Annotated in this window: 23 protein-coding genes; 12 read left to right on the top strand and 11 right to left on the bottom strand. The window is 63.0% G+C overall.

The features are described from left to right. The first annotated feature begins 54 nt into the window (after positions 1 to 54). The 3 genes from rpmB (at position 55) to LB568_RS10585 (ending at position 1,974) form a co-directional block, all read left to right on the top strand. The gene (gene rpmB, locus LB568_RS10595; protein ID WP_010911765.1) at positions 55 to 351 is read left to right on the top strand and encodes a 50S ribosomal protein L28; all 297 of its coding nucleotides are present in this window, start codon (positions 55 to 57) and stop codon (positions 349 to 351) included. Between the two features lie 205 nt (positions 352 to 556). Further along, complete coding sequence (locus LB568_RS10590) at positions 557 to 1,237, top strand: queuosine precursor transporter (protein ID WP_224730069.1); 681 nt, start codon at positions 557 to 559, stop codon at positions 1,235 to 1,237. 59 nt (positions 1,238 to 1,296) lie between these two features. Continuing rightward, on the top strand, positions 1,297 to 1,974 hold the full coding sequence (locus tag LB568_RS10585; protein WP_224730068.1) for a spermidine synthase: 678 nt from the start codon (positions 1,297 to 1,299) through the stop codon (positions 1,972 to 1,974). A gap of 219 nt (positions 1,975 to 2,193) precedes the next feature. On the opposite strand, the gene LB568_RS10580 is transcribed toward LB568_RS10585, so the two are convergent. The 4 genes from LB568_RS10580 to LB568_RS10565 form a co-directional block, all read right to left on the bottom strand. Beyond that, positions 2,194 to 3,222, bottom strand: a complete 1,029-nt coding sequence (locus tag LB568_RS10580; protein WP_224730067.1) for an esterase-like activity of phytase family protein — start codon at positions 3,220 to 3,222, stop codon at positions 2,194 to 2,196. Beyond that, on the bottom strand, positions 3,219 to 5,117 hold the full coding sequence (cobT, locus tag LB568_RS10575) for a cobaltochelatase subunit CobT (RefSeq protein ID WP_224730066.1): 1,899 nt from the start codon (positions 5,115 to 5,117) through the stop codon (positions 3,219 to 3,221). Before cobT ends, LB568_RS10580 begins: the two co-directional genes overlap by 4 nt. Before the next feature lie 11 nt (positions 5,118 to 5,128). Beyond that, positions 5,129 to 6,115: a cobaltochelatase subunit CobS gene (gene cobS / locus LB568_RS10570; RefSeq protein WP_023763848.1), complete on the bottom strand. Its 987-nt coding sequence runs from the start codon at positions 6,113 to 6,115 to the stop codon at positions 5,129 to 5,131. A gap of 123 nt (positions 6,116 to 6,238) precedes the next feature. Beyond that, positions 6,239 to 6,868, bottom strand: a complete 630-nt coding sequence (locus tag LB568_RS10565) for a J domain-containing protein (protein WP_013892777.1) — start codon at positions 6,866 to 6,868, stop codon at positions 6,239 to 6,241. A 180-nt stretch (positions 6,869 to 7,048) separates the two neighbouring features. On the opposite strand from LB568_RS10565, the gene LB568_RS10560 reads away from it, so the two are divergent. Then, positions 7,049 to 7,351 (top strand): BolA family protein, encoded by a 303-nt coding sequence (locus LB568_RS10560; RefSeq protein WP_224730065.1) that lies wholly within the window; start codon positions 7,049 to 7,051, stop codon positions 7,349 to 7,351. 24 nt (positions 7,352 to 7,375) lie between these two features. On the opposite strand, the gene LB568_RS10555 is transcribed toward LB568_RS10560, so the two are convergent. Next, on the bottom strand, positions 7,376 to 8,929 hold the full coding sequence (locus LB568_RS10555) for an acetolactate synthase large subunit (RefSeq protein ID WP_224730064.1): 1,554 nt from the start codon (positions 8,927 to 8,929) through the stop codon (positions 7,376 to 7,378). A gap of 108 nt (positions 8,930 to 9,037) precedes the next feature. Next, positions 9,038 to 9,844, bottom strand: coding sequence for an alpha/beta hydrolase (locus LB568_RS10550; RefSeq protein WP_013892774.1), 807 nt, complete (start codon positions 9,842 to 9,844; stop codon positions 9,038 to 9,040). 455 nt (positions 9,845 to 10,299) lie between these two features. Here LB568_RS10550 and LB568_RS10545 point away from each other — a divergent pair, with 455 nt between their 5' ends. The 3 genes from LB568_RS10545 to LB568_RS10535 are packed head-to-tail and all read left to right on the top strand — an operon-like array spanning position 10,300 to position 15,134. Next, positions 10,300 to 12,249, top strand: coding sequence for a PrkA family serine protein kinase (locus tag LB568_RS10545; protein ID WP_013892773.1), 1,950 nt, complete (start codon positions 10,300 to 10,302; stop codon positions 12,247 to 12,249). A gap of 19 nt (positions 12,250 to 12,268) precedes the next feature. Continuing rightward, positions 12,269 to 13,579 carry a YeaH/YhbH family protein gene (locus LB568_RS10540; RefSeq protein ID WP_224730063.1) on the top strand — a complete coding sequence of 437 codons (1,311 nt, stop codon included), beginning with the start codon at positions 12,269 to 12,271 and terminating at the stop codon, positions 13,577 to 13,579. 10 nt (positions 13,580 to 13,589) lie between these two features. Beyond that, positions 13,590 to 15,134, top strand: coding sequence for a SpoVR family protein (locus LB568_RS10535; protein WP_224730107.1), 1,545 nt, complete (start codon positions 13,590 to 13,592; stop codon positions 15,132 to 15,134). Positions 15,135 to 15,167: 33 nt separating this feature from the next. On the opposite strand, the gene LB568_RS10530 is transcribed toward LB568_RS10535, so the two are convergent. From LB568_RS10530 to LB568_RS10520, 3 genes are read right to left on the bottom strand one after another with little or no spacing between them, the layout of a single operon-like run. Further along, positions 15,168 to 16,064 (bottom strand): HlyC/CorC family transporter, encoded by an 897-nt coding sequence (locus LB568_RS10530; protein ID WP_224730062.1) that lies wholly within the window; start codon positions 16,062 to 16,064, stop codon positions 15,168 to 15,170. 1 nt (position 16,065) lies between these two features. After that, positions 16,066 to 17,202, bottom strand: coding sequence for a 3-dehydroquinate synthase (aroB, locus tag LB568_RS10525; RefSeq protein WP_140573232.1), 1,137 nt, complete (start codon positions 17,200 to 17,202; stop codon positions 16,066 to 16,068). Next, entirely contained in the window at positions 17,199 to 17,810 is a 612-nt protein-coding gene (locus LB568_RS10520; RefSeq protein WP_140573233.1) for a shikimate kinase, read from the bottom strand. Before LB568_RS10520 ends, aroB begins: the two co-directional genes overlap by 4 nt. Before the next feature lie 217 nt (positions 17,811 to 18,027). On the opposite strand from LB568_RS10520, the gene LB568_RS10515 reads away from it, so the two are divergent. From LB568_RS10515 to LB568_RS10495, 5 genes are all read left to right on the top strand, one after another. After that, a complete protein-coding gene (locus tag LB568_RS10515) occupies positions 18,028 to 18,180 on the top strand; it encodes a hypothetical protein (RefSeq protein WP_013892767.1) in 153 nt (50 codons plus the stop codon). 26 nt (positions 18,181 to 18,206) lie between these two features. Continuing rightward, positions 18,207 to 19,124 carry a site-specific tyrosine recombinase XerD gene (locus LB568_RS10510; protein WP_140573234.1) on the top strand — a complete coding sequence of 306 codons (918 nt, stop codon included), beginning with the start codon at positions 18,207 to 18,209 and terminating at the stop codon, positions 19,122 to 19,124. A gap of 98 nt (positions 19,125 to 19,222) precedes the next feature. Then, positions 19,223 to 20,173 (top strand): acetyl-CoA carboxylase carboxyltransferase subunit alpha, encoded by a 951-nt coding sequence (locus tag LB568_RS10505; protein WP_013892765.1) that lies wholly within the window; start codon positions 19,223 to 19,225, stop codon positions 20,171 to 20,173. A gap of 282 nt (positions 20,174 to 20,455) precedes the next feature. After that, complete coding sequence (locus LB568_RS10500; RefSeq protein ID WP_013892764.1) at positions 20,456 to 21,754, top strand: L,D-transpeptidase family protein; 1,299 nt, start codon at positions 20,456 to 20,458, stop codon at positions 21,752 to 21,754. A 10-nt stretch (positions 21,755 to 21,764) separates the two neighbouring features. After that, positions 21,765 to 22,007: a sulfurtransferase TusA family protein gene (locus LB568_RS10495; RefSeq protein WP_224730061.1), complete on the top strand. Its 243-nt coding sequence runs from the start codon at positions 21,765 to 21,767 to the stop codon at positions 22,005 to 22,007. 3 nt (positions 22,008 to 22,010) lie between these two features. On the opposite strand, the gene LB568_RS10490 is transcribed toward LB568_RS10495, so the two are convergent. Both LB568_RS10490 and LB568_RS10485 read right to left on the bottom strand, forming a co-directional pair. Next, positions 22,011 to 23,147 (bottom strand): CobW family GTP-binding protein, encoded by a 1,137-nt coding sequence (locus tag LB568_RS10490; protein ID WP_224730060.1) that lies wholly within the window; start codon positions 23,145 to 23,147, stop codon positions 22,011 to 22,013. Between the two features lie 5 nt (positions 23,148 to 23,152). After that, the gene (locus tag LB568_RS10485; RefSeq protein ID WP_224730059.1) at positions 23,153 to 24,316 is read right to left on the bottom strand and encodes a D-alanyl-D-alanine carboxypeptidase family protein; all 1,164 of its coding nucleotides are present in this window, start codon (positions 24,314 to 24,316) and stop codon (positions 23,153 to 23,155) included. Between the last annotated feature and the right edge of the window lie 31 nt (positions 24,317 to 24,347).

Below are 24,347 nucleotides of genomic sequence, written 5' to 3'. Positions count from 1 at the left end.
CCCGGCGTGGGCACAAAGGTTTGGCAGGTCCCGAGAGAACTGAAGGTTAGAACCATGTCCCGCACCTGCGAACTCACTGCCAAGGCAGTCCAGACCGGCAACAATGTGAGCCACGCCAACAACAAGACCAAGCGTCGCTTCCTGCCAAACCTCGTCAATGTGACGCTGATCTCGGAAGCGCTGAACCAGAACGTGCGCCTGCGCATCTCGGCCAACGCGCTGCGTTCGGTCGAACATCGCGGTGGTCTCGATGCCTTCCTGGCCAAGGCCGACGTCAAGGAACTGTCGCAGCGTGCGCGCCTGCTGAAGAAGCAGATCGCCAAGAAGCTGGCCGAGCAGGTCGCTGCCTGACATCGTTTAAAGGCGGGGGACAACCGCCCTGGTCAACATCTTGTTGGTCTCTGGCCAACCTCTTGTTGGTCTCTGGCCAAGCTCTTGTTGGCCTCTGGGGCATCGGATAGAAGCCGCAAGGTTTGACAATCCGATGCTCGAATACGAAGCGAGCATCATCCGATCGGTATAATGCTCCGCTGGTTCCATTACCCAGGATAAAAAAATGACTTCATTCTCGCGGTATTTGCCCTTCGTGGCCGCCATGGCGCTTGTCGTCGTGGCATCGAACATTCTCGTGCAGTTCCCGATGCAGGGCCAGATCGGCAGCCTGTCGCTGGCCGACCTTTTGACCTGGGGCGCTTTCACCTACCCCTTCTCCTTCCTGGTAACCGACCTCGCCAACCGCCGCTATGGACCCGCCGTGGCGCGCCGGATCGTCTTTGTCGGCTTCATGACGGCTGTGGTCTGCTCGATCCTCGTTCCGCCCTTCCTGTTTCGTCATGGCCTGATCGAATTCGAGACCGCCGCCGACCGGCTGGTGCGCATCGCGGCGGCTTCCGGGGCGGCATTCCTCTCCGCGCAATTGCTCGACGTCACCGTGTTCAATCGTTTGCGCCGGCAGAGCTGGTGGCGGGCGCCGATCGTCGGCACGCTGGTCGGATCGGTGTTCGACACGATGGTCTTCTTTACCGTGGCATTTTCGGCCGCTTTCGCCTTCGCCGGCTCCAATGACGGTTTTGCGCTCGAAACGGCGCCGCTGATGGGTGTTTTCCATCTCGACGCCATGCGCTGGGTTTCCTGGGCGCTCGGCGACCTCTCCGTGAAGCTGATCATCGCCGTTGTCGCGCTCATCCCCTACCGGCTGCTCGCCGCCCGCTGGAGCCAGCCGGCGGTCGCGGCTTAGACCATGATCCCGAAAAGTGGGACCCGATTTTTGGAAGAGATCATGGTCGGACAAACATCATGATCCCCTGGGTCCAGCTCGATTCGGCAAAGACCGGGGATGGCGCGCAGGAGCTTCGCCTCAAGCGGCGCGGTTCCGAATTCTCGATCATGCTCGGCACCAATGAGCTGATGAACAGCCGCCTCAGCGGCTCCGAGGAAGCGCTGGCCAGGCTCTCCTGCCGGAAGATTGCCAGCCATCGCCAACCGAGGGTCCTCATTGGCGGGCTTGGCATGGGTTTTACCCTGCGCGCCGCTCTCGCCGAATTGGGCGGTGACGCCGGCATCGTCGTCGCGGAACTGGTGCCGGCGGTGGTCGCCTGGGCACATGGCCCGATGACGGAAGTGTTTGGCGGCTGTCTCGACGATTCCCGGGTCGAGGTCCGGGAGACCGATGTCGGAGATCTGATACGGTCGCAGCCCTCCCGCTGGGACGCCATCCTGCTCGATGTCGACAATGGTCCCGAAGGCATCGTCCACAAGGGCAACGATGCGCTCTACAGCCTCGCGGGCCTCAAGGCCACACGCACGGCGCTGAAGCCTGGCGGCGTGCTGGCGGTGTGGTCGCAAGGCCCGGACAGCGGCTTCACGCGACGGCTGAAGCAGGCCGGCTTCGCGGTCGAAGAGGTCAACACGCGCGCCAACGGCAAGCGCGGCGCGCGCCACGTCATCTGGATCGCCACCAACGGCTCGCGATGAACAGTCGACCCCCACTCCGTCGCTGCTTCGCAGCGCCACCTCTCCCCCGATCGACGGGGTAGAGGAAGGGCGCGAGCTTATGCCGGGAGGCTCCCTTCCTCTCCCTCCGGAGGGGGGAGAGGTGGCGCTGCGAAGCAGCGACGGAGTGGGGGAAGGCATCCAACTCAAACGAACCCCCATTGAAAACTCTCAACGTCAGGTTCGCACTTGGAGCGCCGCTCAATCCTGGTGGAGGATAAATTCCAGATAGAGGTTGCGCTGCAGGATCGAGTGGTTGTCGTCGGAGACCAGCGACACCATCAGCGCGCCGTCATCGCGGGGCCAGACGTCGAGTCCTTCCATATTGTCGATCTGGTAGCCCATGTCGGCTTCCAGCAGCACCGGTCCGTCGGCGACGGCGCCCTTCTCGACGCTTTCGCCATAGATACGCCGCAGCCGCATCTTGAGGCCGCCTGCCATCGAGAAGCTGCGCTCCAGGAGCAGCAGGTCGCCATCCGGCAGGAACGCACCGTCGGTGATGTCGAAATCACCGTTGCGCTTGACGGTGAACACGCCCTTGTGCGGCCCTTCGATGATGGCGGCATAGATGTTGCCTGATTTGTCGAGGCTCTTCTCCGACACCACCACCAGGCCGCCCTCATGCTGGCCATTGGCATTGGCATGGGTGACGGTCTCGAAACCGCGATTCTGGCGCAACTCCCACGCTGGAATGAGGAAATCCAGCTGCTTGAACGGCGCCTTCATGTCACTCGGGTCGATCTTGAACTGGGCGACGCGATGGTTGCGTTCGAAGCCGACGGTGGCGATGCCGTCCTTGACGTCGAGCCCTTCGGCGTCGACCATCCATTTCTCGTCGATCGGCTGGCCGTTTTCATCGACCATCTGCTGCATGCGGAAATTCTGGATGCCGGACGGTCGCTTGTCGGCGTCACGAACCACCGTCCCGAAGAACCAGAAGCCGGTGTCGGCCACCCCGATGAAATCGCCGCCCGCCTTCACGAAACGGAAGGCCGACAACGCACCGAAATCGCGCGTCGGCGAGGTCATCTCCAGGCCGCCGACGAATTCGAGCGGCCCGAACTGCTTGTCGGCGCGACCGATATGAAACTGGGTGATCGGGCGGGCCGAGATCTCGACCGGCTCGACAGAGCTGGACCGGACCGGACCGGCCGGCGCCGAAGCCACGCCGGCGAACAGGGCGATGGCAGCGAAAAGCGTCCGTCGAAAACCGCCCCGCGAAAGGATCATCCGGCGCGCCGCATGCCGCCACGCCGCGTGTCGCGCGCGCTTTCCTCGGCAAACAGCGAGGCCAATTGCTCGGTCATGGCGCCGGCCAGTTCCTCGGCATCGACGATGGTGACGGCGCGCCGATAATAGCGCGTGACGTCATGGCCGATGCCGATGGCCAAGAGTTCGACCGGCGAGCGCGTCTCGATCAGTTCGATGACGGCGCGCAGATGGCGTTCCAGATAGTTGCCCGGATTGACCGACAGCGTCGAATCGTCGACCGGCGCGCCGTCCGAGATCATCATCAGGATCTTGCGCTGCTCCGGCCGGGCGATCAGGCGGTTGTGCGCCCACAGCAGCGCCTCGCCGTCGATGTTTTCCTTGAGCAGGCCTTCGCGCATCATCAGGCCGAGATTGCGCCGTGCCCGCCGCCACGGATGGTCGGCGGATTTGTAGATGATGTGGCGCAAATCGTTGAGGCGGCCGGGATTCGGCGGCTTGCCGTCCTTCAGCCACTTCTCACGCGCCTGCCCGCCCTTCCACGCCCGCGTGGTGAAGCCGAGGATCTCGACCGAGACGCCGCAGCGCTCCAGCGTGCGCGCCAGGATGTCGGCGCAGGTGGCGGCGACAGTGATCGGCCGGCCGCGCATCGAGCCGGAATTATCGAGCACCAGCGTCACCACCGTGTCGCGGAATTTGGTGTCACGCTCCTGCTTGAAGGACAGCGGCTGCATCGGGTCGATGACGACGCGCACCAGGCGCGCCGGGTCGAGGTAACCCTCTTCCAGGTCGAAATCCCAGGACCGGTTCTGCTGCGCCATCAGGCGGCGCTGCAGCCGGTTGGCGAGCCGCCCGACGACGCCGGACAGATTGGCAAGCTGCTTGTCGAGGAAGGCGCGCAGCCGGTCGAGCTCTTCTTCTTCGCAAAGCTCCTCGGCCCCGACCGTCTCGTCGAAAGCGGTGGTGAAGACCTTGTAGTCGATTTCCTTCGGCAGGTTGGTGAAGGGATTGTCGTTGCGGCGCGCCTCGCCGGGCGTCTCGGCATCGGCATCATCATCGTCGGACAGATCGTCGGCGGTGGCGTCGGACGCTTCCGTTTCGGACGACTGCTCATCGTCGGCCGAAGCTTCGGCGTCCTCGGACTGCGACTGCTCGGAGCCGGAATCCTCTTCGCCGCCCTCCTCGCTCTGCTCCTCGCCTTGCGGCTGGTTGTCGTCATTGTCCTCGGAGTCTTCCGTCTCCTGGTCGTCGCCGAGTTCCTCGGCCATTTCCATGGAGGCGAGCATCTCGCGCACGACCCGGGCGAAGGCCTGCTGGTCCTCGAGCTTGGCCGACAGGCCTTCGAGATCGGCCTTGGCCTTTTCCTCGACCCAGGGGCGCCAGAGCTCGACCAGCCGCTCGCCGCTCTTCGGGATCGACCTTCCGGTCAGCTTCTCGCGCACCATCAGCGCCAGCGCTTCCTCGATCGGTGCGTCGGCCTTGTCCTTGACGTCGATGAGGTTGGCCTTGGCGTATTTGTCCTCCAGCATCGAGCCGATATTGTCGGCGACGCCTTGCATGGCGCGGCTGCCGATCGCCTCGACACGGGCCTGCTCGACCGCGTCATAGATGGCGCGGGCCGCCTTGCCTTCCGGCGCCAGCTTGGTGTGGATGCGCTGATCGTGGCAGGCGCGCTTCAGCGCCATGGAATCGCCGAGGCCGCGGGTAATCGCAATGTCGGTCTTCGATGCCTTCTTCGGCAGTTCGGGCAAGCGCGCGCGGCTGCCGGCGAGCGCCGGCCTATCCTTGGCGAAGCCGACTTCCATTTCCTTGTCGCCGGCAATGGCGCGCATGCAGACGGTGATGGCGCGCTTGAAGCTATCGGCTTCAGACCCCGTCTTCGACTTGTTGCGCGTGTTGTCGCCCGGACCCGCCATCGAGACTCTGCTTAGCCCAGCACCACGTTGGCCGCGCTCTCCGGCAGATCCTCGCCGAAGGCACGCTGGTAGAACTCGGCCACTACCGAGCGTTCCAGTTCGTCGCACTTGTTGAGGAAGGTCAGCCGGAACGCCATGCCTATATTGCCGAAGATCTCGGCATTCTCGGCCCAGGTGATGACGGTACGCGGGCTCATCACCGTCGACAGATCGCCGTTGATGAAGGCCGAGCGCGTCATGTCGGCGACGCGCACCATCTTGTTGACGATGTCCTTGCCTTTGCCGTCGCGATAGTGCTTGGCCTTGGCCAGTACGATGTTCACTTCATTGTCATGCGGCAGATAGTTCAGCGTGGTGACGATCGACCAGCGGTCCATCTGCGCCTGGTTGATCTGCTGCGTGCCGTGATAGAGGCCGGTGGTGTCGCCGAGACCCACCGTGTTGGCGGTCGAGAACAGCCGGAAAGCCGGATGCGGACGGATGACCCGGCTCTGGTCGAGCAGCGTCAGGCGGCCCGACGATTCCAGCACGCGCTGGATGACGAACATCACGTCCGGACGCCCGGCGTCATATTCGTCGAAGCACAGCGCGACATTGTGCTGATAGGCCCAGGGCAGGATGCCGTCGCGGAATTCGGTGATCTGCAACCCGTCCTTGACGACGATGGCGTCCTTGCCGACGAGATCGATGCGGCTGACATGGCTGTCGAGATTGACGCGCACGCAGGGCCAGTTGAGCCGGGCGGCGACCTGTTCGATATGGGTCGACTTGCCGGTGCCGTGATAGCCCGAGACCATGACGCGGCGGTTGTAGGCGAAGCCGGCAAGGATCGCCAAGGTGGTCGCCTTGTCGAACAGATAGTCCGGATCGATATCCGGCACATGTTCGCTGGTTACCGAATAGGCCGGCACCACCATCTTGGAGTCGAAGCCGAATTTGTCCTTCACCGAGACCGTCGTGTCGGGCAGGTTGGCGATGTCGCGATCGACCTTGTTCATATCTCTCAACGTCTCCACGGGCGAAACGTCCCGTTTCGCCGGCAATCGATTTTGTTCGGGGGCGGTCTTAAAGCCTTTTCCACCCTTATGAAAGTTGGAAAACGACACAAACCATTGGGTCGCTCAGCACAGGCCCGCCTGCTTGAGCACGCGATAGGCCTGCAGCACATCGCGGAACCGGTCTTCCGAACCTCTGTCGCCACCATTCGCATCCGGATGGTGGCGCTTCACCAGTTCCTTATAGCGCGCCTTGATATCCTTGCCAGTCGCCTTTGTATCAAGGCCAAGCGTTTCCAGCGCCTTGGCCTCAAGCGGCTTGGCCTTGCGCTCGCGCGCCTCACGCGGATCCTTCGGCCCCTTGAACAGATCGAACGGGTCGCGCATGCGGTTGTAGTAGCCGGCGCGGCCGGAGCGCATCTGCGCCATATCGGGCGACGAACGTGTCGAGGCGCCGTTGACGCCCATCTTCCAGGTCGGCCGGTGGCCGGTCATCGCTTCCTTCTGGAAGCGTGCGACCTCGGTGTCCGGCACGCCGGAGAAGTAGTTGAAGCCCTTGTTGTACTCACGCACATGGTCGAAGCAGAAGCGGAAATACTCGCCCTCCTTCATCCGCCCGACCGGCGCGCGATGGGTGCCCGCCTCCTTGCAGCCGTCCCACTGGCAAATCGGCGAATGCGACTTCAGCTCCGCGTCCTTGTCGGGGCGGACGCGAATCTTTTCGAAATATTTGGGATACGGCTTCATCTGACCCATTTATGGGGCGTTCGCAGATGCGAAACAAGAATTGACATTTTCGCGATCATCGCCCTAACCGCTGAATCGCGGCATAAAGCAGGCGAATGGCGGATTTTGTTGCGCGGTAGCGGCCCCGTATGAACCGGTTTGCGGTTTTCACGCTGGCGCGCTGGCCATATGTGGTGAACGGAGACGACTATGTCCATACAGGCGACCATGGAAGACAAGCTCAACAAGGCATTTTCGCCGGAGCGGCTGGTGATCATCAACGAAAGCCATCTTCATGCCGGCCACCATCATCACGGCTCCGACCATCACGGCGTCTATGACGGCACCGGCGAGACGCATTTTCGCGTCCGTGTCGTCGCGTCCGCCTTTGCCGGCATGAACCGCATCGACCGCCACCGCGCCGTCAACGAACTGCTCGCCGACGAATTGAAGGCCGGCGTGCACGCGCTGGCGATCGAACCGGCGGCTCCCGGCGAAAAGACCCGCTGGTAGGCCAGCCAGCCCTGTCACGGGCGCTCAGAGCACCGCTTCGATCAGGAACGGCCCCCGCCGCGACAAGGCACTGTCCAGAAGCGCGTCGAACCGTTCGCAGGTCTCGGCGCGCGCGGCCTCCACGCCCATGCCTTTGGCCAGCGACACCCAGTCCAGCGACGGATGGTCGAGGTCGAGCATGCGCCTGGCGTTCTCGCCGATCGCCCCGACGCCGACATTCTTCATCTCGCCATGCAGGATAGCGTAGGTGCGGTTGGAAAAGACGATCGTCACCACATCGAGATTTTCCCGGGCCTGCGTCCACAGCCCCTGCACCGTGTACATGCCGCTGCCGTCGGCCTCCAAATTGATCACCTTGCGGTCGGGACAGGCGACTGCCGCCCCGGTCGCCATCGGGATGCCGCCGCCGATCGATCCGCCCGTACCCATCATGTGGTCGTGCGGCGCCGCATATGCCGACAGCGCGAAAAAGCGCCGCGCCGAGGTGACCGCTTCGTCGCAGATGATCGCATTGTCCGGCAGCTTGCGCGCCACCGACAGCGCGATGGCATCTTCGGTCAACTTGCCATTCGGCGTTGCCTCGTCCGGGAAAGCGGCCGCGAACGCCGTCTGCTGCGATGGCTTGATGCCGAGTTCCTCGCGAAGCGCTTCCAGCGCCGCATGGAGATCGTCGCCATGGGCGGCGAGCGTCAGCACCTGACAGTCTTCGCGGACCAGCCGTCCGGGTTTTCCCGGATAGGCGAAGAAGGCGACCGGCTCCTTGCCGCCGACCAGCACCAGGACGTCGATGTCCTTGAGCAGCGCCGTCGCGGCATCGACCGGATAGGGGATGCGGATCGGCGCCACGCGCCCGCGTCCGCGCTGCATCCGCGCGGTCAGGACCTCGCTGAACAGACGGACACCGCCTGCGGTGGAAATCTGGCCGGCAATGTCGAGCGCATCGGCGCGCGCGGCGCGCCCGCGCACGATCATGCCGACCCGCCCCGGAGTGGCACGGATCGCCGCGGCGATCTTGCGTACGGCGTCCATGTCGGCGGCTCGCGTCGGCGCCAGCTTCACCTTGCCGACCGGGACCGCGCCGACTTCACCCCAGGCGGCATCCGCCGGCAGGATCAGCGTCGCGACGCCCGGCGGCGTCAGCGAGGCGCGAAAGGCGGCTTCGGCCGCCGGCGCGACATCCTCAGGACCTTTGACGCGGCCGACCCAGTTCGACATCGGCGCCGCGAGGCCCTCGATATCGCTGGTGAGTGGTGCGTCGAGCGGCAAATGATAGGAGGCATGGTCGCCGACGATGTTGATCATCGGGCTCAAGGCGCGCCGGGCGTTGTGCATGTTGGCCAGGCCATTGGCCAGACCAGGCCCCGTATGCAGCAAAGTCGCGGCGGGACGGTCGGTCATGCGCGCATAGCCGTCGGCGGCACCGGTCACCACGCCCTCGAAAAGGCCGAGCACGCAACGCATCCGCGGTTTGCGGTCAAGCGCGGCAACGAAATGCATTTCGGATGTGCCGGGGTTGGCGAAGCAGACCGTCACGTCATTGGCCAGCAGCACATCGCACAGGACATCGGCGCCATTCATGCAATTTTCTCCCCATCACGAAGCCAATAGCACTCGCCGATGGCCGCACGGCAATATCCCGCCGCCGCTTTTGGTCTGATCCAGTGCCGCTGACGCCTACGCTCCCCTTCAGCCGACCGTCGACTTCAGGAACGCCAGCGCGGCCGCCGTCAGCGCGTCGCCGTCTTCGCCGAAATCGCGATTGATCGACATGTGCGTATAGGCGCTGCCGTCGAACAGCGTGACCTTGGTACCGGTGGCGCGCAAGCGCTCGGCAAAGGCTTTCGACTCCTCGCCGCGACCCTCGGCGCGGGAATAGGCGATGAAGGTCGGCGGATGCTTGCTGCCGTCGACATGGCTCGCCGGCGACAATGCCGCCCATTGCGATGGATCGGAAAACACCCGGGCATAGGCCCGCACCATGCCGCCATTTTTCTCAAGCCTGGCGAGATCATAGGCCCTGGTATCGTCGAGAAGCAGCCCGGCGACGCCTGGCAGCCCGCCGCGCATTCCCGTCAGCGCAATCAGATGGCAGCCGGCCGAATGCCCCATGCCGACGATGCGCCTGGGATCGCCGCCATGCCCGGCAATATTGGCCCTGACATAGGCATAGGCCTTTTCGACATCGCTGGCCTGGGTGGCGACATCCACCTGCGGCAGCATGCGATAGTCGATGGAAACGAAGCAGAACCCATTGGCGAGCAGGAAAGCCGGCTTTGCACCCACCTGGCTGCGTTTGCCGAACTGCCAGGCCCCGCCATGGACGAAAAACACCACCGGCAGGTTTTTCGCGCCATCGGGAGCATAGATGTCGAGTTTGGCCGGCCCATAGTCGAAGGTCGTTGGCGCGGGCTGGCGCAGGCGCCATGCCGCCGATGCTCCCAATGGCAACAGCGCCGTCACCGCGGCCAGAATGAGGCTTCGTCGATCGATCATCATGGTCTCCCGACCGTATCGGCCAGAGAGTGCCCGCAGGCGCCACGAGCGTCCAGTCAAGGATTGGTAATACCAGAGGTACGGCTTGGCGATCGACCATCGATTCGACCTGCGAGAATGGCACTCGATATCTTGGGACTCACCGCTGTCGACGAGGCCGGATCGACCGCCCTTCGTCGAACTCGCATCGGGCCGTAACTCTCGCCGTATCAGCCCGCTTCAAATGCACGGCTCTTTTTTGTTCAGTTCACGAAATCATATCTGCCCCTTGACGATCTCATCGCGCCATCACCACCTTCAGTATTGGATAAGCATTCCGGCCACACGGGATGGCGTCCCAGGTTTCACTGCCAAATGCACGTTCTCTCCTTCATGTGAAGGGAACCACAATGCGCTCCGGCAGTTGAATATGATGAGCTAGCTGACAGCCAGAACGGCTCTGAGGGCAAAGCATCATGCGTGAGAATCAGTCCGACGTCTTCGATCTGTTTTCGGAGATTTATGCGAACGCGGCCCAGGAAGAAATCAGCCTCCAGCAGTATCTCCTTGCTTGCCGAGAGGACAAGTCGATGTATGCCTCGGCGCCTGAACGGATGGTCGAGGCAATCGGCGAACCGAACCTGGTCGACACCAGCAAGGATGAACGGCTCGGCCGCATTTTTTCGAACCGCACCGTCAAGGTCTATCCATCCTTCTCCGAGTTCTACGGGATGGAGGACACGATCGAGCGCATCGCCGGATATTTCCGCTATGCCTCTCAGGGACTGGAGGAGCGCAAGCAGATCCTCTACCTCCTCGGCCCCGTCGGCGGCGGCAAATCCTCCCTTGCCGAACGGCTGAAGAAACTGATGGAGGAACGGCCGATCTACACGCTGAAGGCCGGCAGCCAGATCAGTCCGATTTTCGAATCGCCGCTTGGCCTTTTCCATCCCGACCGCATGGGAGACCTGCTGGAGGATAAATACGGGATAGCCCGGCGCCGTCTCAACGGACTTATCTCGCCCTGGGCGGCCAAGCGGCTCGACGAACTGTCGGGCGATATTTCCAAGTTCAGTGTCGTCAAGCTGATGCCGTCGCGGCTGCGCCAGATCGGCATTGCCAAGACAGAGCCTGGCGACGAGAACAACCAGGACGTCTCGGCCTTGGTCGGCAAGGTCGACATCAGGCAATTGGAAAATTTCAGCCAGTCCGATCCGGACGCCTATTCCTACAGCGGCGGCCTGAACCGGACCACGCAAGGCCTGCTCGAATTCGTCGAGATGTTCAAGGCGCCCATCAAGGTCCTGCACCCGCTGCTCACGGCGACCCAGGAAGGCAGCTACAATGGCACTGAGAATTTCGGCGCCTTCCCCTATCAAGGCATCATCATTGCCCATTCCAACGAATCGGAATGGCAGCAGTTCAAGAACAACAAAAACAACGAGGCCTTTCTGGACCGCATCCTCGTGGTCAAGGTGCCATATTGCCTGCGGATCACCGAAGAGAGGCATATTTACGAGAAATTGCTGCGCGAGAGCGAACTGGCCGGCAGCCCGTGCGCACCTGAAGTGCTGGACATTCTCAGCCGGTTCACCGTCTCGACTCGCCTTGCCGAGCACGACAATTCGCCGCTCTATACCAAGATGCGCGCCTATGACGGTGAAAACCTCAAGGAGGTCGATCCCAGGGCCAAGTCCGTTCAGGAGTATCGCGACGCAGCCGGCGTCGACGAGGGCATGACCGGCGTAAGCACGCGCTTCGCCTTCAAAATCCTGTCGCAGACGTTCAACTACGACACCAACGAGGTCGCGGCGGACCCGGTGCACCTGATGTACATCCTGGAAGAGGCGATCAAGCGCGAGCAGTTCCCGAAGGAAACGGAAGCCGCCTATCTCGAATTCATCAAGTCGGAGCTCGCGACCCGCTATGCCGAGTTCATCGGCCACGAAATCCAGAAGGCCTATCTGGAGTCATATAGCGAATATGGCCAGAACCTTTTCGACCGCTACATCGCCTATGCCGACGCGTGGATCGAGGATCAGGACTACAAGGACCCCGATACCGGCCAGATCCTCGACCGCGAGATCCTGGACAAGGAACTGTCGCAGGTCGAAAAGCCGGCCGGCATCGCCAATCCCAAGGATTTTCGCAACGAAGTGGTCAAATTCACATTGCGCGCCCGGGCGCGCAACCATGGCCGCAATCCGTCATGGACCAGCTATGAAAAGCTGCGTGAAGTGATCGAGAAGCGGATGTTCGGACAGGTTGAAGACCTTCTGCCCGTGATCAGTTTCGGCTCCAAACAGGACAGCGTCACGGAAAAACGCCACAATGAATTCGTGCAGCGCATGGTGCAACGTGGTTACACCGAGCGGCAGGTGCGCCGGCTTGTCGACTGGTACATGCGTGTGAACAAGGCGGGTTGAGGCAGGCCCGGATGCTTCCATGCCGATCTTTATCGACAGACGCCTGAATCCGAAGGACAAAAGCCTGGGCAACCGCCAGCGGTTTCTGAAGCGCGCGCGGGAGGAACTCAAGCGAAACATCCGCGACCAGGTCCGCGCCGGCCGCATCGCCGAGGTTGACCGGGAGCATGCCGTGCCCATGCCCCGGAAAGGCACCAGCGAGCCGGTCTTCAGCGATGCCAGGGACAGCGGCCGGCGCCAGCACATCTTGCCTGGCAACAGAACTTACATTTCCGGAGATCTGATCCCAAAGCCAGGTCTGGGAGGCATGGGCTCCTCGTCTCCGGGAAATAGCGAATCCGAAGACGATTTTCGTTTCATGCTGTCACGCGAGGAGGTTCTCGATCTTTTCTTCGAGGATCTTGAACTGCCCGATCTGGTCAAGCTCAATCTCAAGCAGATATTGACGTTCAAGCCGAAGCGGGCGGGCTTCAGCGCCAGCGGCTCGCCGACCAACATCAATGTCGGCCGCACGATGCGCAACAGCCATGGTCGCCGCATTGCGCTCCGGCGTCCCAAACAGGCGCAATTGGATGAGATCGCCCGCCAGCTTGCACTGCTCGAAGCGCAACCCCCGAACGCGGCAAGGCGCGAACGCATCGCTGCCCTGCGCGAAGAACTCGATTTGATGGAGCGTCGTCGCCGGCGAATTTCCTATGTCGACCCGGTCGACATCCGCTTCAACCGCTTCGACCCCCAGCCGCAGCCCAATGCCAGCGCCGTCATGTTTTGCCTGATGGATGTATCGGGATCGATGGGGGAGCGCGAAAAGGATCTGGCCAAACGCTTCTTCGTGCTGCTCCATCTATTCCTGACGCGGCGTTATGAGCGGACGGACATCGTTTTCATTCGTCACACCCACGAGGCCCAGGAGGTCGACGAGCAGACGTTCTTCTACCATACCCAGAGCGGCGGCACGGTCGTTTCCACGGCGCTCGAGGAAATGCACCGCATCATTGAACAGCGTTATCCCCCGACGGAATGGAACATCTATGCCGCCCAGGCCTCCGACGGCGACAATTTCGCCACCGATTCCGAACGCTGCATCGAGCTGCTCGGCGGCAAACTGATGCGGTTGTGCCAGTATTTCGCCTATGTGGAGATCATCGACGAGCGCGAAAGCCATATTTTTGGGTCGACCGAAAATGGCACCTCTCTTTGGCGCGCCTACAGCGCCATCGAGCAGAAATGGCCGAATTTCCAGATGCGGCGCATCGCATCCCCAGCGGATATCTACCCCGTCTTTCGCCAGCTCTTCGCCAGGCAGCCGGCGATGCGTGCGAGCGCGTGAGGTATGTCGGATGGCTAGCCAAGCCGGTAAATCCAGGTTGCTTTTCTCAGGGTCCGACTGGGACTTCAAGACACTGTCGCGAGCCTATGACGAGATCGAGGCAATCGCGATTGATCAGCTTCACCTCGACACCTACCCGGTGCAGATGGAGGTTATTTCCTCGCAGCAGATGCTCGACGCCTACTCCTCGGTCGGCATGCCGCTGATGTACCGGCATTGGTCGTTCGGTAAGCATTTCCTCTACAACGAGCTTCTCTACCGCAAAGGTGGGCGCGGGCTGGCTTATGAGCTGGTCATCAATTCCGATCCCTGCATCGTCTACCTGATGGAAGAAAACACCATGGCCCTGCAGGCCCTGGTGACGGCCCATGCGGCACTCGGACACAACCATTTCTTCAAGAACAATCACCTTTTCCGCCAGTGGACGGACGCAGGCGGGATTCTGAGCTACCTGGACTTCGCGAAAGGCTACATCGCCCGGTGCGAGGAGCGTTACGGTCTCGCCGCCGTGGAAGCGGTTCTCGATTCGGCTCACGCGCTGATGGAGCAAGGCGTGTTCCGATACCACCGGCCGCCGAAACTCTCGTCGGAACAGCAACGCGAAGGCCTTCGCGAACGTCTCGAATACGAGGAGCGCTCCTACAATGATCTGTGGCGGACTCTGCCTCCGGTGCAGGACGCCGACAAGGCCGAAGCCGGGGAAGAAGTCTTGGCTGAACGGAAAAAATCGCTGAGCCTGCCCGAGGAGAACCTGCTCTATTTCCTGGAAAAGAACAGCCTCGTCCTGGAACCTTGGCAACGCGAGATCCTCCGCATTGTCCGGGTCATCGCACAGTATTTTTACCCGCAGCGGCAAACCCAGGTCATGAATGAGGGGTGCGCCACTTTCGTCCATTATACCTTGATGAACATGTTGTTCGACCGTGGCCGGATCAATGAAGGCACCATGCTCGAAATCCTGCGCAACCACTCGAACGTGATCTTCCAGCCTTCCTTCGACGACCCGCGGTTTTCCGGCATCAACCCCTATGCCCTCGGCCTTGACATGATGCAGGACATCCAGCGCATCTCGACCGAGCCGACGGCGGAAGACCGCGACTGGTTTCCCGACATTGCCGGCCGCGGCGACTGGCTCGAAACCTTGCTCGACGCCTGGGCCAATCACCGTGACGAATCCTTCATTCGCCAATATCTCAGTCCGACCCTGATCCGGAAATGGCGGCTCTTCGTGCTGGCCGACGGATCCGACCGACCGCACTACGAAGTCGCATCGATCCACGACGAGCGGGGCTACAACAAAATACGGGCCGCGCTGGCCCAAAACTATGATTGGGGCGCAAACCGGCCCGACATCCAGATCGTGGACGTGGACTTGCTCGGCGACCGGCATTTGCGACTGCAGCACAAGGTGAAGGACGGCGTCCTGCTCGACAATGAGAGCCGCGACGCAACACTTCGCCACATCCGAAGCCTTTGGGGCTATGAGGTCAGCCTGGCGTCGGTCGATGCGGAAACAGACGCAACGCTCAGCGAACGCTGGACCAAGGATTGCTGAGCGCCGGACGGGATCCGTTTCAGCGCGACGCGCTTAAGTGTCGGCGGCAGGCCTGATCCTCAACCGGGCAATCCGGTTCTTGTCGCGTTTCATCACGGTGAAGCGCTTGCCGTGGAAGGTGAAGGCCTGTTTTTCCTCGGGGATCGACTGCGTCTCGTGAATGACGAGGCCGGCAATGGTGGTCGCCTCCTCGTCGGGCAGGTTCCAGTCGAGCGCCCGGTTCAGGTCGCGGATCGGCACCGTGCCCTCGACGACGACGGAACCGTCGGCTTCCTGCTTGACGCCATGGATGTCGACATCATGCTCGTCGGCGATCTCGCCGACGATCTCCTCGATGATATCCTCCAGCGTCACCAGCCCTTCGACCTCGCCATATTCGTCAACGACGACGGCAAAATGCGCCTTGCGGCGCAGGAAGGCGTTGAGCTGTTCCTGCAACGTCGTGGTGTCCGGCACGAACCAGGGTTTCGAGGCGATCTTCATCACGTCGATCTTGGAAAAGTCGTTGCCGACTTCGTTCAACGCGCGCAGCAGGTCCTTGGCGTGCAGCACGCCGACAATGTTGTCGAGCGAGCCCTTCCACAACGGCATGCGCGTGTGCGGGCTCTGCAGGATCTCGCGCACCACCGCCTCCGGCGCGTTGTCGGCATTGACCGAGCGCATGTTGGTGCGGTGCACCATGACATCGGAGACTTCGAGCTCCTCGAGATCGAACAGGCCGCCAATGCGATCACGATCCTCGCGCACCACCTGACCGTCGCGGCGGAAATCGTCGACCGCACCGCGCAACTCGTCCTGGCTCGAGCGCTGCGGCTCGATGCGCGACAGCTCGTAGCCGAACATGGCAAGCAGGCGCGTGCGCACGGCAACGATCAGCAGGATGAGGATTGCAAGGACGGCGACGACGACCCAGCCCGTCTGGTTGCTCATCTCAGCCGGCTTTCCCGTTGGCCGGGTGGTTCTCCCGGAGGAACGACAGCACTTCCGAAGCCGGCACGTCCTTGGCGATGAAGGCCTGGCCGACGCCGCGCGTCAGGATGAAGGTCAGCGCGCCGCGCGACACCTTCTTGTCCTGGGTGATGAAGGCCAGCAGTGCCTCGGCGTCGGGCAGATCGCCAGGAATGTCGGCCATGCGCCACGGCAGCCCAACGGCGCGCAGATGGGTCTCGACGCGCGCCGCGTCGTCGGGGCTGGCCAGATTGAGGCGCGAGGAGAACCGGTGCGCCAGCGCCATGCCGATGGCGACCCCCTCGCCATGGACGAGGCGGGCGCCGTCATACTGCGTGGCGGCTTCCAGCGCGTGGCCGAACGTGTGGCCGAGATTGAGCAGCGCCCGGTCGCCGGTCTCGAACTCGTCGCGGGCGACGACGTCGGCCTTGGCGCGGCAGGCCTCGGCAATCGCCTGCGCCCTCTCCGGGCCGCCGGCGAACACCTGCCTCCAGTTTTCTTCCAGCCAGGCGAAGAATTGCGGCCGGTCGATCAGCCCGTATTTGGCGAGCTCGGCATAGCCGGCGCGGAATTCGCGGATCGGCAGCGTGTCGAGCACTTCGGTGTCGGCCAGCACCAGCTTCGGCTGATGGAAAACACCGACGAGGTTCTTGCCGCGTGGACTGTTGATGCCGGTCTTGCCGCCGACGGAGGAATCGACCTGGGCCAGCAGCGAGGTCGGGATCTGCACGAAATTCATGCCGCGCCGCACGATGCCGGCGGCAAAGCCGGCAAGGTCGCCGATGACGCCGCCGCCCAAGGCGATGACGATGTCGCCGCGCTCCAGCCTGGCGGCCAGCACGCCGTCGACCACCTCTTCGAGATGGACAAAACTCTTGGTCTTCTCGCCGGGCGGCAATGTGATGACGGCGGGCTGGATGCCGCCCTTTTCGAGCCCGGTCTTCAGCGCCTCGAGATGCACCGCCGCGACATTGGCGTCGGTGATGACGGCCGCGCGCGTGCCCGGCAGCCGGCGCGAGATCTCCTCACCCGCGCGGGACAGCAACCCTGAGCCGATGAGTATGTCGTAGGCCCGGTCGCCAAGCCCGACTTCGACGGTGACAGGCTGATCCACGCTCACGATTCGACCTCGCCTGTCGCGGCATTTTCCTCGATGCCGAAATGCCGGCAGAGCGCCTCCAGCACCTCGGCGGCGATGATTTCCTTGCGGTCGTCGCGGGTCGGCACGGTGACATCAGCGGTTGCGTAGACCGGATAGCGCTCGCCCATCAGCCGCTCCAGCACGGCACGGGGATCGGCGCTCTTCAACAGCGGCCGGTTCTGCTTCTTGGAGACGCGTTCCATCAAGAGGTCGAGCTCGGCCTTCAGCCACACCGACACGCCATGCGTGGCGACGGCCTCGCGCATCTGTGCGTTCATGAAGGCGCCGCCGCCCGTGGAGAGCACCTGGGGGCCATTTTCCAGCACGCGCAGGATGACACGCTGTTCCAGCGCCCTGAACTCGGTTTCGCCATAGCGCTCGAACAGCTCCGGCACGGTCATGCGCGAGACGCTTTCGATCTCCTGGTCGCTGTCGATGAAGGGCAGCGAAAGCATCGTCGCCACCTTGCGGCCGATCGCCGTCTTGCCGGCGCCCATCAGCCCGACAAAGACGATGGACCGGCTGCCCAGCCGGTTAACCAGCGCGGCGCTGGTCTCGCCTGGAGGATTTGCGTGTAGCGCGTTCATGACACCATGACGGTTCTGGGGCCCTCTTTGCCGGCGTATCGACATGAAAAGCCCGTTTGCGTCAAGCATGCCGAGTAGAGGCAAGCCTATATCGGCCAAGGAATGCCTGCATCAGAAGTTGCTAACAAGCCTCCGCTTCGTCCTTGAATTGGCCGGATTGGCGTCCCATAAGGGCACAGGGTTTGGAAACGCAGAACAAGAAGACGGGCGAAGATTGATGCCGACACTGTTTCGCTTTGTCGTGACCCTCGCGATTCTGGCCGGCATTGCCTATGGTACGATGTTCGCGCTGGTGATGTTCGTCGAACCGAAAAAAGCGGAGATGAGCGTGCGCATCCCGTTGGAAAAGCTGAATCCCAAAAAGAACTGAATCCCAAGAAGAACTGATCCTCAAGGATGAACAGCGCCGCCCGCATCGAGGCTTTCCTGGAAATGATGAGCGCCGAGCGTGGTGCTGCCGAGAACACGCTTTCCTCCTATCGCCGCGATCTCGAAGACGCTTCGAACGGGATCGATGGCGGGCTTGCCGGTGCGGCGGCCGCCGACATCCGCGCCTATCTCGACGACATCGCCGTCCGCGGCTTCGCGCCGACGTCACAGGCGCGCAAATTGTCTGCGATCCGTCAGTTCTTCAAGTTTCTCTACGCCGAGGGCCTGCGCGGCGACGACCCGACCGGCACGCTGGACAGCCCGAAAAAGGGACGGCCGCTGCCCAAGACGATGTCCGAGGCCGACACCGGCAGGCTGATCGACCGCGCCGCCACCGAAGCCGGCGACGCCGGGCTCGGCCATGCTGACAGGCTGGCGGCCCTGCGCCTGCATGCGCTGGTCGAGGTGCTGTACGCCACGGGTCTGCGCGTTTCCGAACTGGTCGGCCTGCCGGTGACGGTGGCGCAGCGCGACGACCGCTTCTTCATGGTGCGCGGCAAGGGCGACAAGGAACGCATGGTGCCGCTGTCGGCCAAGGCGCGCGCGGCGATGCGAACCTGGCTTGCCGCCCGGGCCGGAGTGCCCGCCTTCGCAGAAAGCCCGTTCCTGTTTCCGGCCGCCTCCGACAGCGGCTATCTTTCCCGCCAGGTCTTTGCCCGCGATCTGAAAGGGCTGGCGGCGCGGGCCGGCATCGCCTCGGCCAAGATTTCACCACACGTGCTGCGCCATGCCTTTGCCAGCCATCTCCTGCAGAACGGCGCCGATCTCAGGGCCGTGCAGCAGTTGCTTGGCCATGCCGACATATCGACGACACAGATTTACACCCATGTGCTGGAGGAGCGGCTGGTGCGGCTGGTCAACGATCATCATCCGCTTGCCGACTAGGCCTCATATCGCTATGTGAGGACGACATTTCACCGCCCGGGGCCTTGGATTAAACGGTTCCGCAGTCATTGCCTTCCGACGTATCGGTCCGCTCACGCATGTACAATTACCTCGATTTCGAAAAGCCGGTGCAGGATCTTGAGCTCAAGATCCTCGAGCTGAAGAAGCTTGCCGAGAATGGCGAGGCGGTCGATGTCGCCGACGAGATCACCAGGCTGGAGAAGCGGTCGCGCGACGCGCTGCGCGATCTCTACAAGGCGCTGACGCCCTGGCAGAAAGTGCAGGTGGCACGCCACTCCGACAGGCCGCACTGCGTCGACTACATCAAGGGCCTGTTCAGCGATTTCACGCCGCTCGCCGGCGACCGCAATTTCGGTGAGGACCAGGCGATCGTCGGCGGTTTCGCCCGCTTCCGCGGCGAGCCCATCGCGATCATCGGCCAGGAGAAGGGTTCGGATACGACCAGCCGGCTGAAGCACAATTTCGGTTCGGTGCGCCCTGAAGGCTATCGCAAGGCGGTGCGGCTGATGGAGCTTGCCGACCGCTTCAAGATCCCGCTCCTGACCCTGGTCGACACGGCGGGTGCCTATCCCGGCGTCGGCGCCGAGGAGCGGGGCCAGGCGGAAGCCATCGCCCGCTCGACCTCGGCCTGCCTTGCGCTCAAGGTGCCGTCGATTTCGGTGGTCATCGGCGAAGGCGGTTCTGGCGGCGCCATCGCGATCGCCACCGCCAACCGTGTCTACATGCTCGAACACGCCATCTATTCGGTGATTTCGCCGGAGGGCGCGGCCTCGATCTTGTGGCGCGACACCACCCGCTCCAAGGACGCGGCGACCAACATGAAGATCACCGCGCAGGATCTTTTGGAATTGAAGATCATCGACGCCATCATCCCCGAGCCGATGGGCGGCGCCCAGCGCGCGCCCGAGACGGTGATTGCCGCGACCGGCGACCTCATTGCCAAGACGATGAAGGACTTTGCCGGCGCCAACACCGATTTCCGCGAGCAGCGCCGCGAGAAATACCTGGCGATGGGGCGCAGCCTCTGACCCGCTGACGTCGGAACGAGGTCATCGGAAGCGGCTTGCCCACCGCAATGTGGCGTCAATGAGCAATTTCGCCACAAAAATGCCGCCGCATTCGGGTCAATGAAGTTGCAACGAAGGGTTGGGAAGTTGCCACGAAGGCTCGGGAAATTGCCGCGAAGGGGTTGACCGACGCTTGCGGTAAGGAATTTTCAAGGTTAACGGGCTTACGGTCCGTCGGTGTTCAGCATGTGGGCTCGGCCGTTTCGAAGCCATTGGCCCGAGGGAAAAGACATAGCCGTATCCATGTTTGCCAAGCTCGCCCGTACCGGAGTCCTCGTCGCCTCGATCGCTATCGCCGGCTGCAATGATTCGTCGATGAAGGACTTTGCCCCGGAGGCCAACAAGCCGCTGCCGGACAAGATCCTGGCCGACATGAAGGCCAAGGGCATGGTGCGCACCTCCTCGGTGATGGCACGTATCTTCAAGGAAGAAGGCAAGCTCGAAATCTGGAAGGCCAAGACCAACGGCCGTTACGACATGGTCGCCAGCTACGACATCTGCAAATGGTCGGGCAAGCTCGGTCCGAAATACACCGAGGGCGATCGCCAGGCGCCGGAAGGCTTCTACACGGTTCGCCCGTCGCAGATGAACCCGCGCTCGAACTACCATCTGTCCTTCAACATCGGCTTTCCCAACGCCTATGACCGTGCCAACGGCCGCACCGGCCAGAACCTGATGGTGCACGGCGCCTGCTCGTCCTCGGGCTGCTATTCGATGACCGACGCGCAGATCGAGCAGATCTATGCCTTCGGCCGCGACGCCTTCCAGGGCGGGCAGACCGAGTTTCAGGTCGAGGCCTTTCCGTTCCGCATGACCGCCGCCAACATGGCGCGCTATCGCAACGACCCGAACTACGAGTTCTGGAAGATGCTGAAGGTCGGCTACGACAATTTCGAGATCACCAAGGTGCCGCCGAAGGTCGACGTCTGCGAAAAGCGCTACGTCTTCAACCAGGTCGCCCCCGACGGCCAGACATTCGATCCGACCGGACCGTGCCCGGCGACCACGCAGCCGGATTCGCTGAAGAGCGCCTACAACGCCTATCAGAGCACCTATGACGCGGCGTTCACCGGCGCGCTCAAGGCCAGCGTGCCGCCGCCCAGGCCGACCATCGCCGGCATCAAGGAAGCCAGCATCGTCTCCGACTGGTCGAAGCGCCGGGCGCGCGGCGAGCGCGTGCCGATCGACCCGCCTTCGCTCAATTCCAATGGCACGGTGACCGAGACGACGCGCATGGGCCGCATCGATTCGCCGACCGGCCGCAAGATGGCTGCACTCGACGCCGAGAAAGCCGCCAAGCAGAAGGCCGAGGAGCAGAGGCTGGCTGCGATAGAGGCTGCCAAGCAGGCCAAGGAAGCCGCCAAGGCACAGGCGCTCGCCGAGAAGGAAGCGGCCAAGGCCGCCAAGGAGGCGCCTGCCGCCACCGCCACCATAGCCGCCCCGACCGAGGCCGCGCCGGAAGCCGAAACGCAGGCCGCCAATGCCGATGAGAGCCGGGTTACCAAGCTCAAGAACAAGCTGCTCGGCATGTTCGGCGGCTGAGGTTCTATCCTTGGCCGGACGCACCGCGATCTATGATCTCAAGGGGCTGAATTGTCCCCTACCCATGCTTAAAGCGAAAAAACGTCTTGCCGGCATGCCGCCGGGCAGCAGGCTTTGGCTCGAGACCACCGATCCGCTCGCCGTCATCGACATTCCCGCTTTCTGTTCCGACGCCGGCCATCAGTTGATCGAAACGGCGGCTGTCGTGGGCGGCCACCGTTTTCTGGTCGAACGCGGCGCGCAGGGATCATAGCGTTTACCGCCCGGCAATCGCCAGCGGATTGTTTTCCAGCGCCGAGCGGTCGGGCGTGTCGATCGAGGGCCGGTTGGTGAAGGCGGCGAACAGCCGGCGCACATAGTCTTCCGGCATGTCGAGCGTGATCAGCACCAGCCGCGTGCCACGTTGGCTGTCCGGCCAGGAGGGCAACTGCACCGGCGGATGCAGGATCTTCTGCACGCCATGCACGACCAGCGGCCGCGACGGATCTTCCTGCAATTCGATGACGCCCTTCATGCGCAAGAGGTGTTCGCCATGCGTCGAGCGCAGAAGGTCGAGGAACATTTCGATGGCCGAAAACGGCACCGGACCATCATGCACCAGTGAATAGGAGCGCACGCGCTGGTCGTGCCGGTGACCATGATCGTGCCCGTCATGGTGATCGTACCCTTCATGGTGATCGTGCCCGTCATGGTGATGGTCATGATGGTGGTGATCGTGCGCCGCTTCCTCGCCGAGCCAGCGCCGCACGTCCGCGGATTTGGTGGCTGGATTGTAGAGGCCGCAGTCGAACAGCGCCGCCACGCCCGTCCCCGTATCGCCGGCATCGAGCAGTTCGGCACCCGGATTGATCTGCCGCAGGCGCGCCCGCAGCATTTCAAGTTCTACGGGGCCGGCAACCAGGTCGGCCTTGCTCAGCACGATGCGGTCGGCGACCGCGACCTGCTTGACCGCCTCGACATGGGCATCGAGCGTGGCGTCGCCATTGACCGCATCGACCAGCGTGATGACGCCGTCGAGCCGGAAAGCCTGGACCAGCGCCGGATGCGCCATGATCGATTGCAGCACGGGCGCCGGATCGGCGAGCCCAGTGGTCTCGACGATGACGCGGGCAAGGCGTGCGATGCGCCCGGTCTGCAGCCGGTCGACCAGGTCGGCCAGCGTATCGACCAGTTCGCCGCGCACCGTGCAGCACAGGCAGCCGTCGGAAAGCTGGATGATGCCGTCGGAGGCCTGCTCGACAAGCAGATGGTCGATCGCCACCTCGCCGAACTCGTTGATGATGACCGCCGTGTCGGCCAGCGCCGGATCCTTCAGCAGCCGGTTGAGCAGCGTCGTCTTGCCGGCGCCGAGGAAGCCGGTCAGCACCGAGACGGGTATCGGGAAGCTCGCCATTGCGGTCAGTTCGCGGTCTTGGCGGGCCGGTCACCTTGCGCGTCGGCGCCTGCCACCTTGGGACCGGTGCCCGCGGGCTGGGGTTTGTCCGGCCGCCAGGTCGGGATCGGCACGTCGGCATATTCCTGGCCGCCCTGGTCGAGTATCGCCTTCGGCGCCGGGCCGGTGGCGCCGCCAAGACCGACGGCAACCAGCGTCGGCACATGGTCGAGCTTTACCTGGTAGGGCGATTTCGGCACGTCCTTGGCCAAGGCGGGCGGCGCTTCGGATTGCTCCTCCGGCGTCTTCTTCTTGCAGACCTCGTCATGCATGTCGTTGGGCGAGACCGTATCGCCGTAGGGCGCCAGCGTGGCGACGGTGGTCGAGCCGGCGGCGGGCGCGCCAAAACCCTGGTCGAGCAGTCTGGCCGCGGCCTCGGCACGGCTGACCGCCGACTTCTCGCCAAGCACCACCGCCACCAGCGTGCGCCCGTTGCGCGTCGCCGAACCGATCATGTTGAAGCCGGAAGGGCAGACAAAGCCGGTCTTCATGCCGTCGGCGCCGGGATAGCGGCCGATCAAGAGATTGTAGTTCGGGATCGCCTTCTTGCCGACCGCGAGCCCCTCGATCGAGAACCATGGCGCATATTGCGGAAATTCCCGGCGTATCGCCATCACCAGCACGGCAAGGTCGCGCGCCGTGGTGTACTGGTCCGGCGAATAAAGGCCGTTCGGATTGACGAAATGGGTGCCGTTCATGCCGAGCCGGACTGCTTCGGCATTCATTCGTTCGGCAAAGGCCGCTTGCGAGCCGCCGATATTCTCACCGACCGCCATGGCGATGTCGTTGGCCGATTTGACCAGCATCATCTTCAGCGCATTGTCGAGCCGCATCACCGAACCCGGCTTGAAGCCCATCTTGCTTGGCGGCTCCGCGGCCGAGTGTTTCGTCACCTTGATCGGCGAATCGAGCTGGACTTCGCCGGCCGCGATCGCCCGGAAGGTCACGTAGGCGGTCATCAGCTTGCTCAGCGAGGCCGGATACCAGCGCTTGAAGGCATCCTGATGCTGCAGGATCTGCCCGCTCTTGAGGTCGAAGACAACCACCGGATTGGCCAGCGTCGGCCCAGCCAGGACCGACAGCATGATTGCGCCAGCCGAGAATAGTTTGAGGAAATGCCTGTGCCGCATGATCAAATCCGAAATCGCCTCTTGCCGTAGT

The sequence above is a fragment of the Mesorhizobium sp. B263B2A genome (genome assembly GCF_020165775.1).
In the GTDB taxonomy this organism is placed as follows: Bacteria; Pseudomonadota; Alphaproteobacteria; order Rhizobiales; family Rhizobiaceae; genus Mesorhizobium; species Mesorhizobium opportunistum.
This window is presented reverse-complemented; position numbering and strand designations above follow the sequence as displayed.

What these genes read in the sequence shown, in the direction of transcription:
- LB568_RS10555 (WP_224730064.1), bottom strand. Translation starts at nt 8,929, where the DNA reads ATGAATGGCGCCGATGTCCTGTGCGATGTGCTGCTGGCCAATGACGTG.
- LB568_RS10535 (WP_224730107.1), top strand. Translation starts at nt 13,590, where the DNA reads ATGGCTAGCCAAGCCGGTAAATCCAGGTTGCTTTTCTCAGGGTCCGAC.
- LB568_RS10490 (WP_224730060.1), bottom strand. Translation starts at nt 23,147, where the DNA reads ATGGCGAGCTTCCCGATACCCGTCTCGGTGCTGACCGGCTTCCTCGGC.
- LB568_RS10540 (WP_224730063.1), top strand. Translation starts at nt 12,269, where the DNA reads ATGCCGATCTTTATCGACAGACGCCTGAATCCGAAGGACAAAAGCCTG.
- rpmB (WP_010911765.1), top strand. Translation starts at nt 55, where the DNA reads ATGTCCCGCACCTGCGAACTCACTGCCAAGGCAGTCCAGACCGGCAAC.
- LB568_RS10580 (WP_224730067.1), bottom strand. Translation starts at nt 3,222, where the DNA reads ATGATCCTTTCGCGGGGCGGTTTTCGACGGACGCTTTTCGCTGCCATC.
- LB568_RS10585 (WP_224730068.1), top strand. Translation starts at nt 1,297, where the DNA reads ATGATCCCCTGGGTCCAGCTCGATTCGGCAAAGACCGGGGATGGCGCG.
- LB568_RS10485 (WP_224730059.1), bottom strand. Translation starts at nt 24,316, where the DNA reads ATGCGGCACAGGCATTTCCTCAAACTATTCTCGGCTGGCGCAATCATG.
- LB568_RS10565 (WP_013892777.1), bottom strand. Translation starts at nt 6,868, where the DNA reads ATGGGTCAGATGAAGCCGTATCCCAAATATTTCGAAAAGATTCGCGTC.
- LB568_RS10500 (WP_013892764.1), top strand. Translation starts at nt 20,456, where the DNA reads ATGTTTGCCAAGCTCGCCCGTACCGGAGTCCTCGTCGCCTCGATCGCT.
- cobS (WP_023763848.1), bottom strand. Translation starts at nt 6,115, where the DNA reads ATGAACAAGGTCGATCGCGACATCGCCAACCTGCCCGACACGACGGTC.
- LB568_RS10515 (WP_013892767.1), top strand. Translation starts at nt 18,028, where the DNA reads ATGCCGACACTGTTTCGCTTTGTCGTGACCCTCGCGATTCTGGCCGGC.
- LB568_RS10520 (WP_140573233.1), bottom strand. Translation starts at nt 17,810, where the DNA reads ATGAACGCGCTACACGCAAATCCTCCAGGCGAGACCAGCGCCGCGCTG.
- LB568_RS10550 (WP_013892774.1), bottom strand. Translation starts at nt 9,844, where the DNA reads ATGATCGATCGACGAAGCCTCATTCTGGCCGCGGTGACGGCGCTGTTG.
- LB568_RS10530 (WP_224730062.1), bottom strand. Translation starts at nt 16,064, where the DNA reads ATGAGCAACCAGACGGGCTGGGTCGTCGTCGCCGTCCTTGCAATCCTC.
- cobT (WP_224730066.1), bottom strand. Translation starts at nt 5,117, where the DNA reads ATGGCGGGTCCGGGCGACAACACGCGCAACAAGTCGAAGACGGGGTCT.
- LB568_RS10560 (WP_224730065.1), top strand. Translation starts at nt 7,049, where the DNA reads ATGTCCATACAGGCGACCATGGAAGACAAGCTCAACAAGGCATTTTCG.
- LB568_RS10545 (WP_013892773.1), top strand. Translation starts at nt 10,300, where the DNA reads ATGCGTGAGAATCAGTCCGACGTCTTCGATCTGTTTTCGGAGATTTAT.
- LB568_RS10505 (WP_013892765.1), top strand. Translation starts at nt 19,223, where the DNA reads ATGTACAATTACCTCGATTTCGAAAAGCCGGTGCAGGATCTTGAGCTC.
- LB568_RS10590 (WP_224730069.1), top strand. Translation starts at nt 557, where the DNA reads ATGACTTCATTCTCGCGGTATTTGCCCTTCGTGGCCGCCATGGCGCTT.
- LB568_RS10510 (WP_140573234.1), top strand. Translation starts at nt 18,207, where the DNA reads ATGAACAGCGCCGCCCGCATCGAGGCTTTCCTGGAAATGATGAGCGCC.